Source organism: Mycobacterium sp. Dal123C01 (genome assembly GCF_052566995.1).
On record NZ_CP199580.1, the window covers coordinates 936,835 to 953,386 of the forward strand.

Genomic DNA, 16,552 nt, shown 5'->3' on the forward strand with positions numbered 1-16,552 from the left:
ATATTAGGATGGCTAGTCTTACATTTTGGACGGATGCTAGGGAGCCGGGCATGGGTACGTCAACCGCCAAGTCGCCGCCGACCGGTCGGGTGATGGACGTGCTTGCCACGCTGGCGGATTCACCGAACGGGCGGACGTCGGCCGAGTTGGCGAAGACCTGCGGGATCAGCACCTCAACCTGCGCCCTGGTGCTGGCCGAGCTGGAACGCGGGTCCTGGGTCACGCGGCGTGGTGACCGCCGCTTCTGCCTGGGCAGCGGATTGTTCGGGCTGGTGCACGGGCTACGCATGCAGTTCCCCCTGCTGGACCGCGGCCGCGATGCCCTCACCTTCCTGCACGACACCCTTGGCGCCGGCTGCTCGATGTCGAAGATCGGAGGCCGGCACCTGAGCACGGTCGACGCGGTCGGGCACGGCACCGAGGGTGAGCACGCCGTCGGGCAGCGCTTCCCGATCGATCCGCCGTTCGGCCTGGTCGCGATGGCCTGGCGCGACGACGATGACGTCGCGGCCTGGCTGCAACGGGTGATGCCACGGCTGACCCGCGCCGAAATCAGGCAGCATCAACAGGTACTCGCCGATATCCGGGCGCGTGGCTACGGCGCGTGGCGGTTCGACGACACCCACCAATCGCTGCACAACCGCCTGGCCGGGGTGCTCGCGTCGCTGGAGCCGACCGGCCAGGTCACCCGGCAACTCACCACCCTGATGACGATGGTGACGCTGCAGTCGATCACCAACATACTCGAAACAGACTTGGCTTCAACCGAATTCGTGGTCCTGCCAATCTTCGGGCAGGACGGGCAACCGGAATATCAAATCGAGATCCATCTGGGTGGCTGCGCCGGATTGACGCTGACCGCGCTGGACGCCGCCCTGGCGCATGCCCAGGGGCTGCTCAGCGCCGGGGTGGCCTGAGCGGGTGATTACGCTGACGTCATGCCTGCCAACCCCGAGATTCGGCGCGCGGCTGACCGGTCTGTCACCACGACGCCGTGGCTGAAGTCCAGACATTCCTTCTCGTTCGGCGACCACTACGACCCCGACAACACCCACCACGGGCTGCTCGTGGTGAACAACGACGACCTCGTGGAACCGGATGCCGGTTTTGCCACCCACCCGCACCGGGACATGGAGATCGTGACGTGGGTGCTGGAAGGCGAATTGACGCACCGGGATTCCGCCGGCAATCACGGTGTGATCTATCCGGGTCTGGCGCAACGCATGTCGGCGGGCAGCGGCATCCTGCATTCGGAGAAGAACGATTCGTCAACGCAGCCAGTGCATTTCGTTCAGATGTGGGTCGTGCCCGACGAAACGGCGATCTCCCCCGGCTACCAGCAGCACGAGATCGATGAGCAGGCGCTGCGCTCCGGCCTGGTGACCATCGCCTCAGGCATACCGGGGCGTGATGCCGCCATCTTTCTGCACAACCGCAACGCGGCCCTGCACGGGGCGCGGCTGCGGCCCGGCGACACCGTCACCGCGCCCACCGCCCCCTTTCTGCACGTCTTCGTGCCGCGCGGGCGGCTCACCGTCGACGGCGCCGGCGAGCTTGCCGACGGCGACGCGGTCCGGTTCACCGACACCGATGGCCCGCGGTTGACCGCGAGTGAGCCCACGGACCTGCTGGTCTGGGAGATGCACGCAGAGCTGGGCGGCTAGACCAATACAGTGGGCACGACGGACAGGAGCCGGCATGTCGAAAGCGCAGCCGCGGCACGCGGTGCCGAACCCGAAACGGAACGTAAAAGCGCTGAGAACCGTGCGGTTCTGGGCGTTGCCGGTCGGCGCCACACTGGCCCTGATGTCGGCGCTGTGTGCGCTGTATCTCGGCGGAATTTTGAATCCGACCACCAACCTGCGCCATTTCCCGATCGCCGTGGTGAACGAGGACGCCGGCACCGCCGGCCCGAAAATTGTCGACGGCCTGGTCTCCGCGCTGGATAAGAACAAGTTCGACGTCAAGGTGGTATCGCACGACGAGGCCAAGCGGCTGCTGGACAGGGCGCAGGTGTACGCCGAATTGGTGATCCCGCCCACCTTCTCGTCGAATCTGCGCGAGTACGGCGACAGCGCTGTCACGCCTGACCATGCCGACCGGCCGTCGGTCACGATCTTCACCAACCAGCGAGCCGGCACGTTGGGCGCCGGCATCGCCGGGCAGACGCTAAGCCAGGCCATGGCCGCCGCTAATACCAAAGTGGGACAGTATCTTTCGGCGGAGGTCACTCAGCAAACCGGCGGGGCGCCGCTGACCGGAGCGTCGCGTTCGGGACTGGCCAGCCCGATCGACATCAAGTCGGCCGTCTACAACCCGCTCCCCAACGGCACGGGCAACGGGCTGTCGGCGTTCTACTACGCATTGTTGTTGCTGCTGGCCGGTTTTACCGGCAGCATCGTCGTGTCCACGTTGGTGGACTCGTTACTCGGTTATGTCCCGGCCGAATGGGGTCCGGTGTATCGCTTCGCCGAGCAGGCCAACATCTCCCGCTTCCGCACCTTGCTGGTGAAGTGGGGGATCATGGTGGTCCTGGCATTGCTGACGTCGGGGGTCTATATGGCCATCGCCCACGGACTCGGCATGCCCATCCAGCTCGGTTGGCAGTTGTGGGCGTATGGAGTCTTCGCGATCATCGCGGTGGGGGTGACATCCAGTTCGCTGATCGCGGTGCTGGGTTCGATGGGCTTGCTGTTCAGCATGCTGGTTTTCGTGATCCTCGGCCTGCCCTCGGCAGGCGCCACCGTCCCGCTGGAGGCGGTGCCTCCGTTCTTCCGCTGGCTGGCCGAATTCGAGCCGATGCACCAGGTGTTTCTGGGCGTGCGGTCGCTGCTCTATCTCAATGGTGTGGGGGCGTCTGGACTATCGCAGGCGTTGTTGATGACGTCGATCGGGCTGGTGATCGGCCTGTTGGTGGGTGGCATCGTGACGCGAATGTACGACCGCAGCGGGTTCCACCGGATTCCCGGGGCCGTCGAGCTGGCGATCGCCGAGGTCCACCAAGCCCAACACAAGGCGCGCACGGGCAAGCACGAAACCTCGGGTGAACCGAGCGAGGAGAGCCCCAGCGAGCCGGATCCCGAAAGCCTAAGCGAGCAAACGTAATTCGGGCGCGGCCTAAGTGTCACACGTTCGTTATTTAAGTTGACAGTGGGGCTTATGTGACTGATGCTGTGATTGTTGCATCCAAATAAGGGCCGAAAGGGCTGCCGTGCTGACACGACACGCCAGGTTGCGCCGACTGGCAGCCAGCCTCACGGCCATGTTTGCCTGCGCCACACTGGCGAGCGCCTTGGCGTCGCCCGTCGCCCACGCCGCGGACGGCCGCGAAATGCTCGCGGGCGCGATCGGCGCCACCCAGGGCTCCTATCTCGTCTACAACTTCGGGCCCGGACACCCCACGCCGCTGCTGGACGCCGGCGGGCGCTGGTACGAGATGAACAGCGGCGGCCACCTGATGATCATCAAGAACGCGTCGTCACGCCTGGCGCCGCATCTGCTGGTCGACACGCACCGGGGTATCCAGGCGCGCTGCGAGAGCAACCCCGGGGCACGTACTGGCGAGGGGTTGATGCAGGCCTCCGAGCTCTATACGCCCCTGAACGCGTGGCAGCGGATGGGAGAACCGACCATCGCGATCAACGCCAACTTTTTTGACGTGCGCGGACAAAAGGCCGGTTCGTGGCGTCAGACCGGCTGCAGCTCGCCGCTCGGCGCATTCATGGACAACACCAACGGACAGGGCCGCGCCAACCAGGCGGTCACCGGCACCGTGGCCTACCCCGGCAAGCAAGGGCTCTCCGGCGGCGGCGAGAGCTGGTCTTCGCTGACGACGATGATCCTGCCGACCGGTGGCGCGCCGTATGTGGTCTGGCCGCGGGCCAAGAACGACTACGACGCCGCCACCCCGGTGGTGGAGGATCTGCTCAACAAGAACGAGAAGTTCGTCGCGGTGTCCGGCATCGGACTGCTGGCTCCCGGCCAGACTCAACAGCTGCATGACGGCGGGCCCAGCGCGGCGCGGACGGCACTGGCGTACGTCAAGCAACGCGACGAGATGTACGTCTTCGAGGGCGGCAGCTACACCCCGGACAACATGCAGGACTTGTTCCGCGGACTGGGCAGCGATAGCGCCATCCTGCTGGACGGCGGCGGGTCGTCGGCGATCGTGCTGCGCCGCGACACCGGCGGAATGTGGGCCGGTGCGGGATCACCGCGGGGGTCCTGCGATACCCGCCAGGTTCTCTGCGACTCCCATGAGCGGGCACTGCCCAGCTGGCTGGCTTTCAACTAAACATCGTCTAGACATCATCCAAGGCAGCGATTTTCGCCTCCGTCGCGCCGAATCGGAAGATCAGCAGACTGACCGTCACCACCGCAGCGGTGAGTGCGAACACCGGGGCGATGACGAACCGCGACATCGTCGCGCCGAGAAAAGCACCGGCACACATCGTGAAAACGACGGTGAAACGCAGCTTTTGGCGCTCACCCGTGCCGCCGGACAGCCGGCTGTCGATCCCGAGACTGACGATCGTCGACGTCAAAACGGTGGTGGAGAGTTCTTGGATCCCGAACTGGCGGGCGCTGGAGTGCTGCAGTCCGAACGTCACCGCAAGGAAGCCGATGATGATCAGCTTGGTGTTGTCGTGATAGTGCAACACGCCCGCGCCGGCCAGGATCGACAGCGTAACGAGCAAGACGATCTCCGTGGTCAGCACCGTGGTGATCCACGGCCGCGTCCGGATCCCGAAATGCCGAGACAACCGGCCGCTGAGGATGGTGGTGGCGACAAAGGTGGGAAGGGCGACCGCGACCGCGGTCAGGTCGATGCTGGTTCGCGGGGCCAGCCAGAAGCCCAGGAAGATCACGTTGCCGGTCATGTTCGCCACGAACACGTGGCCGAGGACCAAGATACTGAGCGAGTCGGCCAGGCCGGTGGCAAACGTCAGCAACAACAACGCCGCAACGGTCGATCGCTCGGATACCGGCGACGTGGCGGCCACGGGTGCAGTATATTTCGGCGCCACGAGTTCGTCCGGGTTACGTGTGAGGCGTCAGATCCAGCGAGGTGACGGTCGTCATCCTGGTCACCAGCCAACGCCCGTTCACACGCTTCATGAACAGCCGATAGGACAGGTACTTCAGCGCCGGGATGTTCTTGGTCAGCGGACTGGTGGAAGTCGTGTTGGTGTACACGATCACGACCGCGTTCGCACCGTCCAACGTTTCGACCGCCGCGCCGGTGACTTGGGTGCTGTTGCTGATCTTGGCTTGTTTGTTCGGGGCCGCGATGGCGTCGACGAACTTGCGGTACTGGGCCTCAAAGTCACCGCTGAGGTAGGTCGCCGCGCGGTCAGCGAGGCGGTCCATGTTCTCCGGCGTGTAGGTCCATAGCGTCGTGATCGCGTTGGCCGCGGTCCGGGCCACCTTGAGCTTTGTTGCCGCCGTAGCACGGTCGGCCAGATAGGGCTGCATGGTCGCGCCCGCGAACGCCGCAGAGCCGACAAACAGAACAGCGGCCAACACGATGGCGATGGCCATCAACTTCCCACCTAGCGGCCTGCGCCGACGGCCACCCTTTTCGGCCGCCGTCGCGGGCTCGTCGGCGTCCTTCTCGGCCTCCTCGGCCTCCGATTCGGCTGCGGTGTCGTCTGTCTGATCCGCCGCGTCGGTCTCGTCGACGGGGTCCGGGGCGACTTCTGTTGCCGCGGCGGTATTTTCGCCGTCTTCAGCGGTGTCGCCGGGGACCGCGTCGGCGGTCAGACCACCTGCAGCAGGCTGCTTATCTTCCACTGATTCCCTTCCCGCGTAGCAGTTGCCGTCCAACGATTGGTGTTCTCGAATACCTGCTTTTGATCCGCCGATTTGGACGTGACTTCGGTCGCGACCATCACCGTGACGCTGCCATCATCGTTCCACCGTTCCACCGCCGCGCCGAGGATGGTGCCGGTGGCGGGCTCTGCCCGGGCGACCTGCAGCAGGATCTCGTTGGCCTTGTCGCGATACTGCTTGGCGAAATCGCCTGTCGCCTGGGCCATTATCCGGGTGATGTAGTCGTTGGCGTGATACGGGTCAAGGGAGGTGAATTCCGTCATGAACCCGGTCACATAGTTGAGCACCTCGCGGTTCGCAGACGCGGTCCGCTCGCGGGATTCGTGAGAGTTCAACATCAGGGCGCATACCGTGATCGCCGCTGCCATCAGCACCGCGGCAAGCGCGCCGACAAGCGGTAACCCCCGCGGGCGACGCTGCGTCACGGGGTCGGCCGCGACGAGCAGCGCTCCCTCCCCGGGCTGAAACTTACGGCGGGGGCTCATTTTCCGTTCCCGGACGGTTTCGGTTTGGTCAGCACGGTGAGGTTGTCAACGCGCCAATGGCCGTCGCCGTCCTTGGCGAAATTCACCCGGACGGTCGCGGTGATGTACCGCTCCTCGGGCGACGCGCCGCGCCGCCCCTGCAAAAACAGCAGCATCGTCGCCCGATCCGGTGATGCCGATTCGATCGAGCTGTCCATCGACCAGTACTCGTTGACGACGGGGTTTCCCTTTTGGACGATGTCCTGCTGAGCCTTGAGCTGACCCCGGTAATTGTCGGTCGACAACGACTGGGCGCGCGCGAAATCGTCGTGCAACGACTTCGGGTCGTAGGTCAACATCTGCGCGACGATCTTCGGTCCCTGTACCGCGATCTGTGCCCGCGTTTGATCGATCGCCCGATCGTGGGAGTACACCGCCGCGTAGCTCACGACGCCACCCGCCAGGCACAGCCCGGTCGCGGTGAGCAGCGCGATGGCCGTCCACCGCCGGATGTCAGGCTGCGGCCTCCCCGAGTCGGAGCACCGCACTTCGGTGCCCACCAGTATGTCGGCGAAGGTGCGGCGTCGCGAATCCCACAGCGGCCAAAGCCATCCCACCACCGATACGGTGTCGAGCAAGTGAGCCAGATCCCGTAGCAGCAGGCCCCACGCCCCGATGGCTTCGCCGTCGCGATGTAGCACCGCGATTCCGCACAAGGCGCGTCCCAGGCTCCAACCGAGGATGGTCGGCAACAGCAACCGGTTGACCAACATCAACAGGATGGCGAGCCCGAACACGGAGACACACAACCACCACCAGGCGCCGCGGGCCGGCACGGTGAACGACACCAACGCCATCGTCGTCGCCACGGCGATCGCCGGCAGGACGTCGACGGCGAATGCGCAGGCGCGAATATGCCAGGGCGCCAAGGCATTCTCCGATGACACTTGGGTGGCAGTGGTCTGAATGTCCTCGACCACCACCGTCACTTCGTCACCTGGTCGAGCTTGGCGATCCGGTACCGGCCTTCGTCAAGCGCCATTTTCACCCGCAGCCGGTAGCCCGTTTCGTTCTGCGATTGATCGGAAGCCACCGTGACGCGCATTGCCACCAGCACATCGACCGAGCCGTCACGGTTGTTGCGCTCGACCGCTGCCCGAACATCCGCGACCTGAACGTGGACGTTCGCCGACTGATAAGCCTGCACGAGCATTCCGGTGTACAGCACGGCTTGGGCACGGAAAGCATCTGTGCCGCAGTCGATGATCTTCTGCTCGCTGGCGATCATCGCGTTGGTATCGGGTGCCTGCGTCGCCGAAACACAGTCGATCGCCGCCTTGACCGCCGCGTCGTTGTTGCGCGCTATTGCTTGGCTCTCGTGGTGCGAACGTAATGCGAAGTAGCCGCCGGTACCGACGGCACCGGCTAGCAGGACGAGGATCGCGGCGATGCCGGCCAGCCACCCGCGGCCCACCCGCGACGGAGGGCCTGCAGTCGCGGCGTCGGCCTCGACCGACTCTTCAGTGGCAGCATCGATCTGATCGCCTTCGGCTTCCGGCGTTTCCGGATCCTCGGCCACCGGCGCGGCTTCGGCTTCGGTAACGGGCTCGGCCTCCGGGGCTGCGGGATCCTCGGCCGTCGCCTTGGTACCGGTCGGTTCGGCGGCGTCGTCGTCGTCCGATTCTGCCGGAGCCTCGGCCGTCACCTCGGCGTTGGTCTGGTCGGCTCCGACCTCGGATTCTGACGAATCCTCGGCCGTCACCTCGGCGTTGGTCTGGTCGGCTCCGACCTCGGATTCTGACGAATCCTCGGCCGTCACCTCGGTGTTGGTCTGGTCGGCTCCGACCTCGGATTCTGACGAATCCTCGGCCGTCACCTCGGTGTTGGTCTCGTCGGCGGCGTCGTCGGATTCCTGGCGAATCTTCGGTCGTCTCCGACGCAGACGACTAATCATCGACATCGGTGGTGGGTTCAGCCGGCTGGCGCCAGCATCTCCTTCCATCCGTCGTCTCCTGTTTTGGTCGAGTTTTCGACGGAGTATTTGACACCGTCGGGCCCTACCAGTTCACCGCTCTGGGGACTGTATACCGCTGAGGGAGGTCCGCTGGGAGTGTAGACACACGGGTTGGGCTGCTGTCCGTTGCACTGCACGGTACCGGACCCGGGTCGTGACAAGGGGTCACTGGTGGCCGGCGGCGTCCCCGCGACTCGGTCCGAAGGTGCCGGGTTCAGGCCGTTGTTGATCGACGGCGCCGGGATCACCATGCCCGGACGGACCGACTGATCGCATCGCGCTCCCGGCGCGGGGCAGGTCAGGATCTGGTTCGGGTCGCCGAACCAGGGGTTCGTTCCCGCCGGAACATACGGCCTGGGGTCGCGGCACTCCCGCGGCGAGGCAGCCCGCTTGCCCGGTACATCGGTACACGGGATGTTGCGCGATCCACGCACGCTGTTGGCGGGCTGATCCATCGGAATCTTGCAGTAGGTGCCCTGCGGCAGTGCCTGCATGCTGGTGTCGGCCGGGGACCGCCATTCCGCGGCCGGAATGAAGCCGGTCAGACAGGGCGGCGGCTGGTTGATCGACAACGCCAAGTCGAGTGCGGCCTGGTTCGGGAACGGCGCGGCCACCGTCTGGGCGATCGAGGCACCCTGCGGCAGGAACACCAGCACCTGCTCCACACCGGTGTGGTAGCGCTTGAGCAGGTCGAACACCACCTCGAGGTTCGCCAGCGTCTGCGGCAGCGAGTCGCGCACGTCGCTGAATACCGAGTTGACCTGATCGGCGGTAGGCGCCGCTTGAGTCAGAATGCTTTTCACGTTCGTGTCGCGTTGCGCGGCTTGTGCGGCCAACGTGTTCAGGTTGCGCGCCCAGCGCTCGATTGCGTCACCCGACTTGATCTGGCTGTCCAGCACCCCGCCGGAGTTCTGGATGATGTCGTTGACGTTGGTGATGTTCGTCTTGAAATCACCGACGATCGCCTGGGTGGAGTCGACCAGGCGTTGCAGCGCGGGACCCAACCCGCCCACGGATTCCGCTGTCTCGTCGAGCAGTGTGGCGATCTTGTCCTTCGGCAACGCCGCGAGGCCGCGGTTAGCGGTGTCCAGCGCCGGCCCGATCTCGGCCGGCACGGTGCCCTTGGTGATGGTTTGTCCCTCGGCGAAGTACTTTCCCGGGTTCCCCGTCGAGACCAGGTCCAGGTACTGCTCACCGACCGCCGACACCGAGTGCACGTTCGCGATCGTGTCGACCGGGATTTTGTACTGGCTGTCGATACTTATCGTCGCCTGGGCGCCGTGCTCGGTCGGCTCGACGTCGGTGACCTTGCCGATGGTGATGCCTCGGTAGGTCACGTTGGCCGTCGGGTACAGACCGCCCGACGCCGGCAGGTCGGCCTTGAGCGAGTACCTGCCGATCCCGATCAGGCTGGGAACCTGCAGGTAATAGACGCCGAGCACCAGCAGGGAGACAACCGTCAGGACAAGGAACGTCCACAGCTGGCGTCGGATGAATGGAGTTAGCAATTCCTGTCCCCCCTTTCCACCAGCGGGCCGCCGGGCGCGTCATTCGGGTTCGGCGTGTAGCGCACGTCGGGGATCATCGTCTCCGGGTCTCGGCCGAAGGACTGTTCGAGTGCGCGCAGGGCTCCCGACAACCCGGTGCCCGTGAGGAACGCGTTGTCGACGGAGCTGTAGGTCACATCAAGCGTGAGCGAGATGTTGATGTAGTCACCGCGGAACATCTTCGGCACGGTGTCGATGTCGAACGGCTGGGTCAGGATCAGCTTCAGCGCGCCGATCAAATACGGCGACGAGCGGCCGAGTTCCTTCAGCGGGCACTGCAGCGACTGCAGGTCGGTGTGCAGCGGTCCGCGGGCCTCCGACAGGTACTGGTCGGCGGACTGGCTGAGTCGTCCGACCGAATCGACGGCGTTGATCAGCAGGTTCTTGGTGTCGGCGAAATGCTTGATCAGCGGCGGGAGGTCGGTCAGCACTCGATCCAGGACGTCCGACCGGCCTCCGACGTAGGTCAGCAACCGGTTGGTGGAGTCGATCGCATGGGTGATGTCATCGCGCTGCTGGTTGAGCTGGGTGGTGAAGGTGTCCAGCTTGCCGAGGAAGGACCGGATCTGCTCCCCCCGCCCGTTGAAGATGTTGTAGACCTCGTTCTGCAGCACTTCCAGGTTCGGGATGCCGCCACCGTGCAGGATCAACGACAGGCTGGCCAGCGTCTGCTCGGTCGTGGGATACGACGTCGCATTCTTCAGCGCAATGGTGTCGCCGTCCTTCAAGAGCTCCGGCGACGGGTTGGGCGGTGCGGCCAGCTCCACGTGCTGAGAACCCAGCAGCGAAGTTTGGCCGATCCTTGCGATCGCGTTTTTCGGCAGCTTGACGCTCTTCTTCACGCCCAGCGTCAGCGTGGCCACCCAGTTCTTCAGGTTGATCGCGCGGATCGAACCGACGAAGACGTCGGCAACCATCACCTTGCTGTTGCCGTTGATCGCCAGGGTGTCCGGCACCTGCACATAGATGGTGTAGGCCCCCGAGCCGTCGCCCGGACCGCCCGGAATCGCGACGTTGGAGATACCCCGCCACCCACACGAGCTCAGCATCATGGCGATCACCAGCAGCACCATGCCCTGCCAGGCCCCGCGGCGGATCATCGCGCGCCTCAGTGCCGGTCGGTTCGGCTTGCTCCTCGCGGCTACGCCGCTCATCGCGCGCCTCACTGGCCCAGCCCTGCGTCAACGGGTGCCGGACCACCGGCATTGGGTGCCGGGACCGCGACCGGCCCAGGCGTCGGTGCGACCGGTCCCGGGATCACTTCCGGTCCCGGCGCCGGGGGTTGGATCGGCGTCGGAGCCCGCAACCCGATGGGCGGCAGGATCGGGTTCTCGTCGTAGGCGTTCGGCGGCCCCGGCGGGGTTTGGTATTGGGACTGCACGGGCTCGATGTTGGGGCCGCCCATCAGTTCGGCAAGCGATTCGGGAGTCATCAGGCCCGAGGTAATCGGCCCAACCTGCTGGCCTTGCATGCCCGGGGCCACGATCCAGCCGTGCTGGGTGTTGCGGTGCGAGGTGGGCGTATCCGGCACCCAGATCCCGGGGACGGTCGTGTCCTTATAGCCGTTCGGTGGGTGCAGCCGGTCTTCGGAATACGCGACCTCTTTGGGCAACACCTCGGCGGTGCTGAACAGGTTCACGCCGAACGGCAGGTAGTTGAACTTGATCGCGTCGAGGACCGGTGCCAGGTACTGCGCACACAGCTCGGCGGATTCCTGGTACCCGAGCCGGCTGCCGGCCTGAATCGAGCTGCAGATGAACTGCATCGGGTTCGCGAAGTTGGTGATCGTCGGAATGGCGACAACCGAACCGTGCGACGGGTGATAGATCTGGTTGATGTTGGCCGCGGCCGTCGGGAGGACGTGCAGGGCGGTCTCCAGCCCGTTCAGCGGATCGGGTTGCAGCAGCGTCGACGTCGCGGTGGCCAGGTTGTTGACGTCGGTCGTCAAGACCTCGCGGTTCTTGGCCAGCCACGGGCGCACCGTGGTCAGCAGGCTGTCGAACTGCTGGAGGGCATTGGAAAAGTCGCCGTCGCTGGACGCGAGCCGACCGGTGACATCCGCCAGGTTCTGGTTCAGCGCGACAAACTGCGCATCGTCCTGGTGCAGCGCGTTGACGAACAGCGCCAGGCTGCGCACCACCGCAAAGAAGTCGCCGCGACCCTCGTTCAACGCGGTCAACGCCGACGACAGGCTGTTGAGGGCGGTGTTGATCTGCTTGCTCTTGCCGGCCAGGCCGTCGGCGAAGGACGAGATGACCTCACCGAACGGCCCCGTCGGCTGGTCCTTGGTCGGGCCCAGCTTCGAGATGATGTTGGTGATGCTGTTGCGCAGTTCGTCCCACTCCACCGGCACCTGGGTGCGCTCTTCGGGAATCACGGCGTTATCGCTCAGCGTGGGCCCACCCTTGTAGGGCGGTTCCAGCTGGATCGCACGCGACGCCACCAGGGTGGGGTTCAGGATCACCGCGGAGGCATTGGCGGGAACCTTGTATCGGTTCTCGTAGTGGAACGTCACCTTCATCTTGTCGCCAGCCGGCTCGATGCTGTCGATCGAGCCGACCCGCAGGCCCATGATCTGGACCTTGTCCCCCTTGTAGAGGGCGTTCGCCGCCGGGAAGTAGGCGACCACAGTGTTATTCGTCAGCTTCTCGAACAGCCGGTAGCCGACATATCCGACGACGAGGGCCACTACCACCACCAGCGACCCGACGATCACCGTCGTCCGGGACAGCCTCGGTAGCCGAATGTTGCGGATGTCAAAGATGGTGCTCAATTCTGGCTACCTCCCGTGACACCACTACCGCCCGAACCGCCCGGGTTGATGAACGGCGCCGGCAACTGGTTCCCAGGTCCGGCCGGTGCCGGTGGTCCCGGTGGCAGACCCGGCGCGAACGCCGACGGTGGCGGCACCGGACCGGCCGGCCCCAGGTGCTCGGTGCGCGCGCCCGGTGGGGCTTGCGCCGGCAGGGGCACCGGAGTGCCCGGAACATTCGGGGGCGGGTCACCCGGGCGCCCGGCGATCGGGATGCCAGGCGTGGGCGGCAGACCGTCGGGGTTCGGCGGCGATGTCGCGACGTCGACCGGGGCGGGGAAGCCAGGCCCGCCGAACGGGCCCATACCCGCGCCGGCGCAGGGCAGCGGATTCCATGGCCGCGGCAGACCCTCGTCCCCGACGGTGACGTTGCCGCCGGGGTTCGCCGGCGTGTACGAGCACGGCGATCCGGGCGGGATGGCCGGCCCGGGATGTTCCGGGGTGCCTTCCAGCACCGGCGGAGCCGGCGGCGGCGCACCGTTGGGGAACCGGGTGCCGTTGGGATCGGGCCACCGGTATTCCGGCAGACCGGCACTGCGCCAGAAGTTCTCCGGGTCGATGCCGCGCTTCTTGAACGCCGCGTCCACCCACGGCTGGACGATCTGGTAGAGCGCCAGGTTGTGCAGGACCACCTTGAAGAACGGTCCCGACGCGATGGCCTCATTCAATGACGGAAGGAACTTGCCGACCTCGGTCAGCCCCTGCGCCACGTCGTCTTTGCGCTGGACCAGGATGCCGCTGATCGTGCGCAACTGTTCGAGCACGTGGTTCAGGTTCGGGTTGTCGTTGATCAGGCCCTTCACCTGCTCCGAGAACGCGGCGACGTTGCCCAGCAACGCGTTGATGGCTTGTCCGCGTTCGTTGAATGCGGCCAGCAGCGTCTTGGCGTTGACCAGCAGGCGGTCGACCTGCTCGCTGCGGTCGCCGAGGACGCTGGCGACCTGGTTGGCCTGGGCAAGCAGATGCTTGACCTCCGCGTCACGCTTGCCGACCGTGTCGGAGAACTTGGCGACACCGTCGAGCGCGGCGCTCAGGTGCGGGTAGGTCTGATCGATGGTCTGCGACAGCACATGCAATGACTCCTTGACGGTGTCGATGTCCCAGCCGGACGCGGCCTTGGTGACGTCGAAGAACGCGTCATAGATCTGATAGGGAGTCGTGCTCTGGCCAACCGGCAAGGTGGCACCGGGCCGTAGCTGCTGGGAGCCCCGTGTCTCGATCTCCATGACCTTCTTACCGAGGATGGTGTCGGTGCGGATCGCCAGCCGGCTCTCGGTGCCGATGGTGTTGGTGCCGATCGAGAACTTGATCACGATGTGGTCGCCCTCAATGTCGAGAGCCTCCACCTTTCCGACGTCCATGCCGGCGATGCGCACCTTGTCGCCGGCACTGACGCCGCCGGAGTCGGTGAACTGTCCGTAGTAGGCCGGCCTGGCGAACAGGATCGGGACGCTTGTGATGCTCTGCCCGACGCCGATGACGAGCAGCGTGACGATGATGCCCATCATGCCGATCCGAAGCCGGTTCGGAGGTTCCAGCGTTCTCATTGCGGGGTGCACCTACCCGTCGGCTGCTGGAAGAGCCGGACCGTACGGACCGGGCCGCCGCCCTGCAGACCATTGATCTTCAACGTGATGTCGCAGGCGTAGAAGTTCACGAAGTCGCCGTAGGACCCGATGGCGCGCCCGATCATGTTCAGCGCGGTCGGCACCTTCTTGAGGTAGTCCTGCAGTTGGTCTTGCTGGTCGATGAGCGGCTGCTGAATCGCGTCGAGGTAGTTGAGGGACTTGTGCAGCAGCGCGCGGTCCTCGCCCAGCAGGTCGGCCACCGTGCCGGCGGCGTTGCTGATGTGCGCGGTCCCGCCGGCCAGCTGATCGCCGTGGTCCTTCAGGCCAGTGATCAGCACCTCGAGATTGTTGATGGTCTGATCGAATTGCTGACGATGCCGAACCGTCGTGTCCAGAACGATGTTCAGGTTCTTGATCACCTCGCCGATCGCCTGGTCACGCTCGCCGATCTGGTTGGTCAGTTGCGCGGTCTGGTCGAGGATGTCGTTGATGGTGCCGCCCTGCCCCTGGAACACCGTGACCAGCGCGGTCGCGATGCTGTTGACCTTTACCGGGTCCAGCGCCCGAAACAGCGGCTTGAAACCACCGATCAGCGCGTCGAGGTCCAGGGCCGGCGAGGTACGCGCCAGCGGGATGAATCCACCCGGCGGCAGCACCTTGTCGGTGCCCTCGCCCTCGCCGCGCTTGAGCTCCAGGTACCGGTTGCCGATCAGGTCGAGGTAGCGGATCTGCGCCGTCGTCGACTGATACAGCGGAATCGAGCGGTCGACGTTGAATTTCACCCGCACCCGCGTGCCGCTGGCGACCAGCTCTACGGTGTCGACCTTGCCGATCTCCACGCCGGAGGCGCGAACGAATTGGCCCTGCCGCAGCCCACTGATGTTGCTGAATTCCGCCGAGTACGCGTTGGTGCGGTCAAACCGCATCTGGCCGAACACCACGATGATCATCACAGTGAACAGCAGCAGCACCAGCGAGAAGATGCCGAGTCGAATGAGCGTACCGGTGATTTTCATGGGTTGATCGTGTTATCCCCTACCTGACGGCCCCAGACATACTCGATCGCGTAGGGCGAACCGGTGTCGAGGTGGTTGTACGGCGCGATGCTGTTGCCGGAGTCCATCACCAACTCGGGCGCGGGCCAGAGGTCGTGGGTGATGTGCTGCCAGCAACCCGGCGCACCGCCCGGTCCACCACGGGCATTCACCCGCGGCAGGTTCTCGGGATAGGTGTAGGGGTTCGGCGCTCCGCCGACCACGCCGGCCAGGCCGCCGACCAAGCTGGCGATCGTGGCCACCGCCGAGACGGGGTTGGCCAGCAGGCCCAGGCCGGATAGCGCCTCGGTGTGGGCGTTCAGCGAGTACCCGTTGCCGGCCAGGAAGGAGGCGGCCTTGGGTTCGATGTCGTGGTAGTTGCGCAGGGTGCAGAAGATCGCCGGGCTGTAGGTGTCCAGCAGCTGCGCCGATGGCACCAGGTCAGCGGCGCCGCGCGCCAGATACGGTCCACCCTTCTCGAAGAGCTCCGCGCCGGTGTTGCCGAACCCGGCCGCCGACAACAGTGCTTGGTCCAGGTCTTTTTGCTGCTGGTTGATCGTGCGCGAGGTGATGACCGCGTTGTTGAGGAAGTCGAACAGGTCCGGCGAGGCGTTGGCGTAGGTGTCACCGAGGCCGGCCAGCTGCTGGATGTCGTGGCGGATCTGCGGCATCTGTGGGTTGACGTCGTCGAGGACCGCGTTGGCGTTGACGATCGACTGCCCGAATCGCTCGCCCAGCCCGGCCAGCGATTGCGCGGCCGCGCTCAGCGTCAGGTTCAGCTTGACCGGATCCACCTTCTCCGAGATCGAGGTGATGGTCTGGAACAGCGTGTTGATCTCCGTCGTCACCGACCGCGCGTCGATCACTGTCTGCGCGGTGAGCTTTTGCGGTGACGGGCTTTGCGGCGTTGTCAGCGACACGTATTTACCGCCGAACACCGTGGTGGCCTTGATGTCGGCGTTCACGTTCGACGGGATCAGCGATAGGTACCTGGGATAGACGTCCAGGGTGAATTTGGCCGCCGGTTTACCGTCGCGCACGATCTCCGAGATGGTGTCCACCCGGCCGATCTCGACACCGTTGTAGGTGACCTTGGAACCCGGATCCATCACCAGCCCGGCCCGCGACGCCAGCATCGTCAGCGTGGTCTTGGGGGTGAAGTTCCCGCGGAACTGCCCGTAGACCAAGACGAAGAGCAGCACCGCGATGACCAACGAGCCGATGCCCGCCAACTTGTAGGGCGGCGTCCGCGCTGCGTTGATCTTGCTGGGTTGGGCCATG

The 16,552-nt window shown here is 65.3% G+C and carries 15 protein-coding genes; 4 read left to right on the forward strand and 11 right to left on the reverse strand.

The genetic code is table 11. From position 1 onward, the window contains the following. The first annotated feature begins 50 nt into the window (after nucleotides 1–50). The 4 genes from ACTXG5_RS04445 to ACTXG5_RS04460 all read left to right on the forward strand — a co-directional run bounded on the left by ACTXG5_RS04445 (nucleotide 51) and on the right by ACTXG5_RS04460 (nucleotide 4,294). The gene (locus ACTXG5_RS04445) at nucleotides 51–917 is read left to right on the forward strand and encodes a MarR family transcriptional regulator (protein ID WP_445162533.1); all 867 of its coding nucleotides are present in this window, start codon (nucleotides 51–53) and stop codon (nucleotides 915–917) included. Nucleotides 918–938: 21 nt separating this feature from the next. Further along, a complete protein-coding gene (locus ACTXG5_RS04450) occupies nucleotides 939–1,664 on the forward strand; it encodes a pirin family protein (RefSeq protein ID WP_445162534.1) in 726 nt (241 codons plus the stop codon). 34 nt (nucleotides 1,665–1,698) lie between these two features. Further along, the gene (locus ACTXG5_RS04455; protein ID WP_445162535.1) at nucleotides 1,699–3,105 is read left to right on the forward strand and encodes a YhgE/Pip domain-containing protein; all 1,407 of its coding nucleotides are present in this window, start codon (nucleotides 1,699–1,701) and stop codon (nucleotides 3,103–3,105) included. Nucleotides 3,106–3,184: 79 nt separating this feature from the next. Next, nucleotides 3,185–4,294 (forward strand): phosphodiester glycosidase family protein, encoded by a 1,110-nt coding sequence (locus ACTXG5_RS04460; protein WP_445164264.1) that lies wholly within the window; start codon nucleotides 3,185–3,187, stop codon nucleotides 4,292–4,294. A 7-nt stretch (nucleotides 4,295–4,301) separates the two neighbouring features. On the opposite strand, the gene ACTXG5_RS04465 is transcribed toward ACTXG5_RS04460, so the two are convergent. The 11 genes from ACTXG5_RS04465 to ACTXG5_RS04515 form a co-directional block, all read right to left on the reverse strand. Next, nucleotides 4,302–5,003: a YoaK family protein gene (locus ACTXG5_RS04465; protein ID WP_445162536.1), complete on the reverse strand. Its 702-nt coding sequence runs from the start codon at nucleotides 5,001–5,003 to the stop codon at nucleotides 4,302–4,304. Nucleotides 5,004–5,040: 37 nt separating this feature from the next. Further along, nucleotides 5,041–5,793, reverse strand: a complete 753-nt coding sequence (locus tag ACTXG5_RS04470; protein WP_445162537.1) for a mammalian cell entry protein — start codon at nucleotides 5,791–5,793, stop codon at nucleotides 5,041–5,043. Next, nucleotides 5,760–6,317 (reverse strand): mammalian cell entry protein, encoded by a 558-nt coding sequence (locus ACTXG5_RS04475; protein WP_445162538.1) that lies wholly within the window; start codon nucleotides 6,315–6,317, stop codon nucleotides 5,760–5,762. The genes ACTXG5_RS04470 and ACTXG5_RS04475 overlap by 34 nt, the downstream gene beginning before the upstream one ends. Further along, nucleotides 6,314–7,285: an RDD family protein gene (locus tag ACTXG5_RS04480; RefSeq protein ID WP_445162539.1), complete on the reverse strand. Its 972-nt coding sequence runs from the start codon at nucleotides 7,283–7,285 to the stop codon at nucleotides 6,314–6,316. Before ACTXG5_RS04480 ends, ACTXG5_RS04475 begins: the two co-directional genes overlap by 4 nt. Continuing rightward, nucleotides 7,282–8,001: an Mce protein gene (locus ACTXG5_RS04485; RefSeq protein WP_445164265.1), complete on the reverse strand. Its 720-nt coding sequence runs from the start codon at nucleotides 7,999–8,001 to the stop codon at nucleotides 7,282–7,284. Before ACTXG5_RS04485 ends, ACTXG5_RS04480 begins: the two co-directional genes overlap by 4 nt. A gap of 266 nt (nucleotides 8,002–8,267) precedes the next feature. Further along, nucleotides 8,268–9,818, reverse strand: a complete 1,551-nt coding sequence (locus ACTXG5_RS04490) for an MCE family protein (protein ID WP_445162540.1) — start codon at nucleotides 9,816–9,818, stop codon at nucleotides 8,268–8,270. After that, nucleotides 9,812–10,957 carry a virulence factor Mce family protein gene (locus ACTXG5_RS04495; RefSeq protein WP_445162541.1) on the reverse strand — a complete coding sequence of 382 codons (1,146 nt, stop codon included), beginning with the start codon at nucleotides 10,955–10,957 and terminating at the stop codon, nucleotides 9,812–9,814. Before ACTXG5_RS04495 ends, ACTXG5_RS04490 begins: the two co-directional genes overlap by 7 nt. A gap of 62 nt (nucleotides 10,958–11,019) precedes the next feature. After that, a complete protein-coding gene (locus ACTXG5_RS04500) occupies nucleotides 11,020–12,630 on the reverse strand; it encodes an MCE family protein (protein ID WP_445162542.1) in 1,611 nt (536 codons plus the stop codon). Continuing rightward, the gene (locus tag ACTXG5_RS04505) at nucleotides 12,627–14,216 is read right to left on the reverse strand and encodes an MCE family protein (RefSeq protein WP_445162543.1); all 1,590 of its coding nucleotides are present in this window, start codon (nucleotides 14,214–14,216) and stop codon (nucleotides 12,627–12,629) included. The genes ACTXG5_RS04500 and ACTXG5_RS04505 overlap by 4 nt, the downstream gene beginning before the upstream one ends. Next, entirely contained in the window at nucleotides 14,213–15,253 is a 1,041-nt protein-coding gene (locus tag ACTXG5_RS04510) for a virulence factor Mce family protein (protein WP_445162544.1), read from the reverse strand. The genes ACTXG5_RS04505 and ACTXG5_RS04510 overlap by 4 nt, the downstream gene beginning before the upstream one ends. After that, the gene (locus tag ACTXG5_RS04515; RefSeq protein WP_445162545.1) at nucleotides 15,250–16,551 is read right to left on the reverse strand and encodes an MCE family protein; all 1,302 of its coding nucleotides are present in this window, start codon (nucleotides 16,549–16,551) and stop codon (nucleotides 15,250–15,252) included. Before ACTXG5_RS04515 ends, ACTXG5_RS04510 begins: the two co-directional genes overlap by 4 nt. Nucleotide 16,552 lies beyond the last annotated feature (1 nt).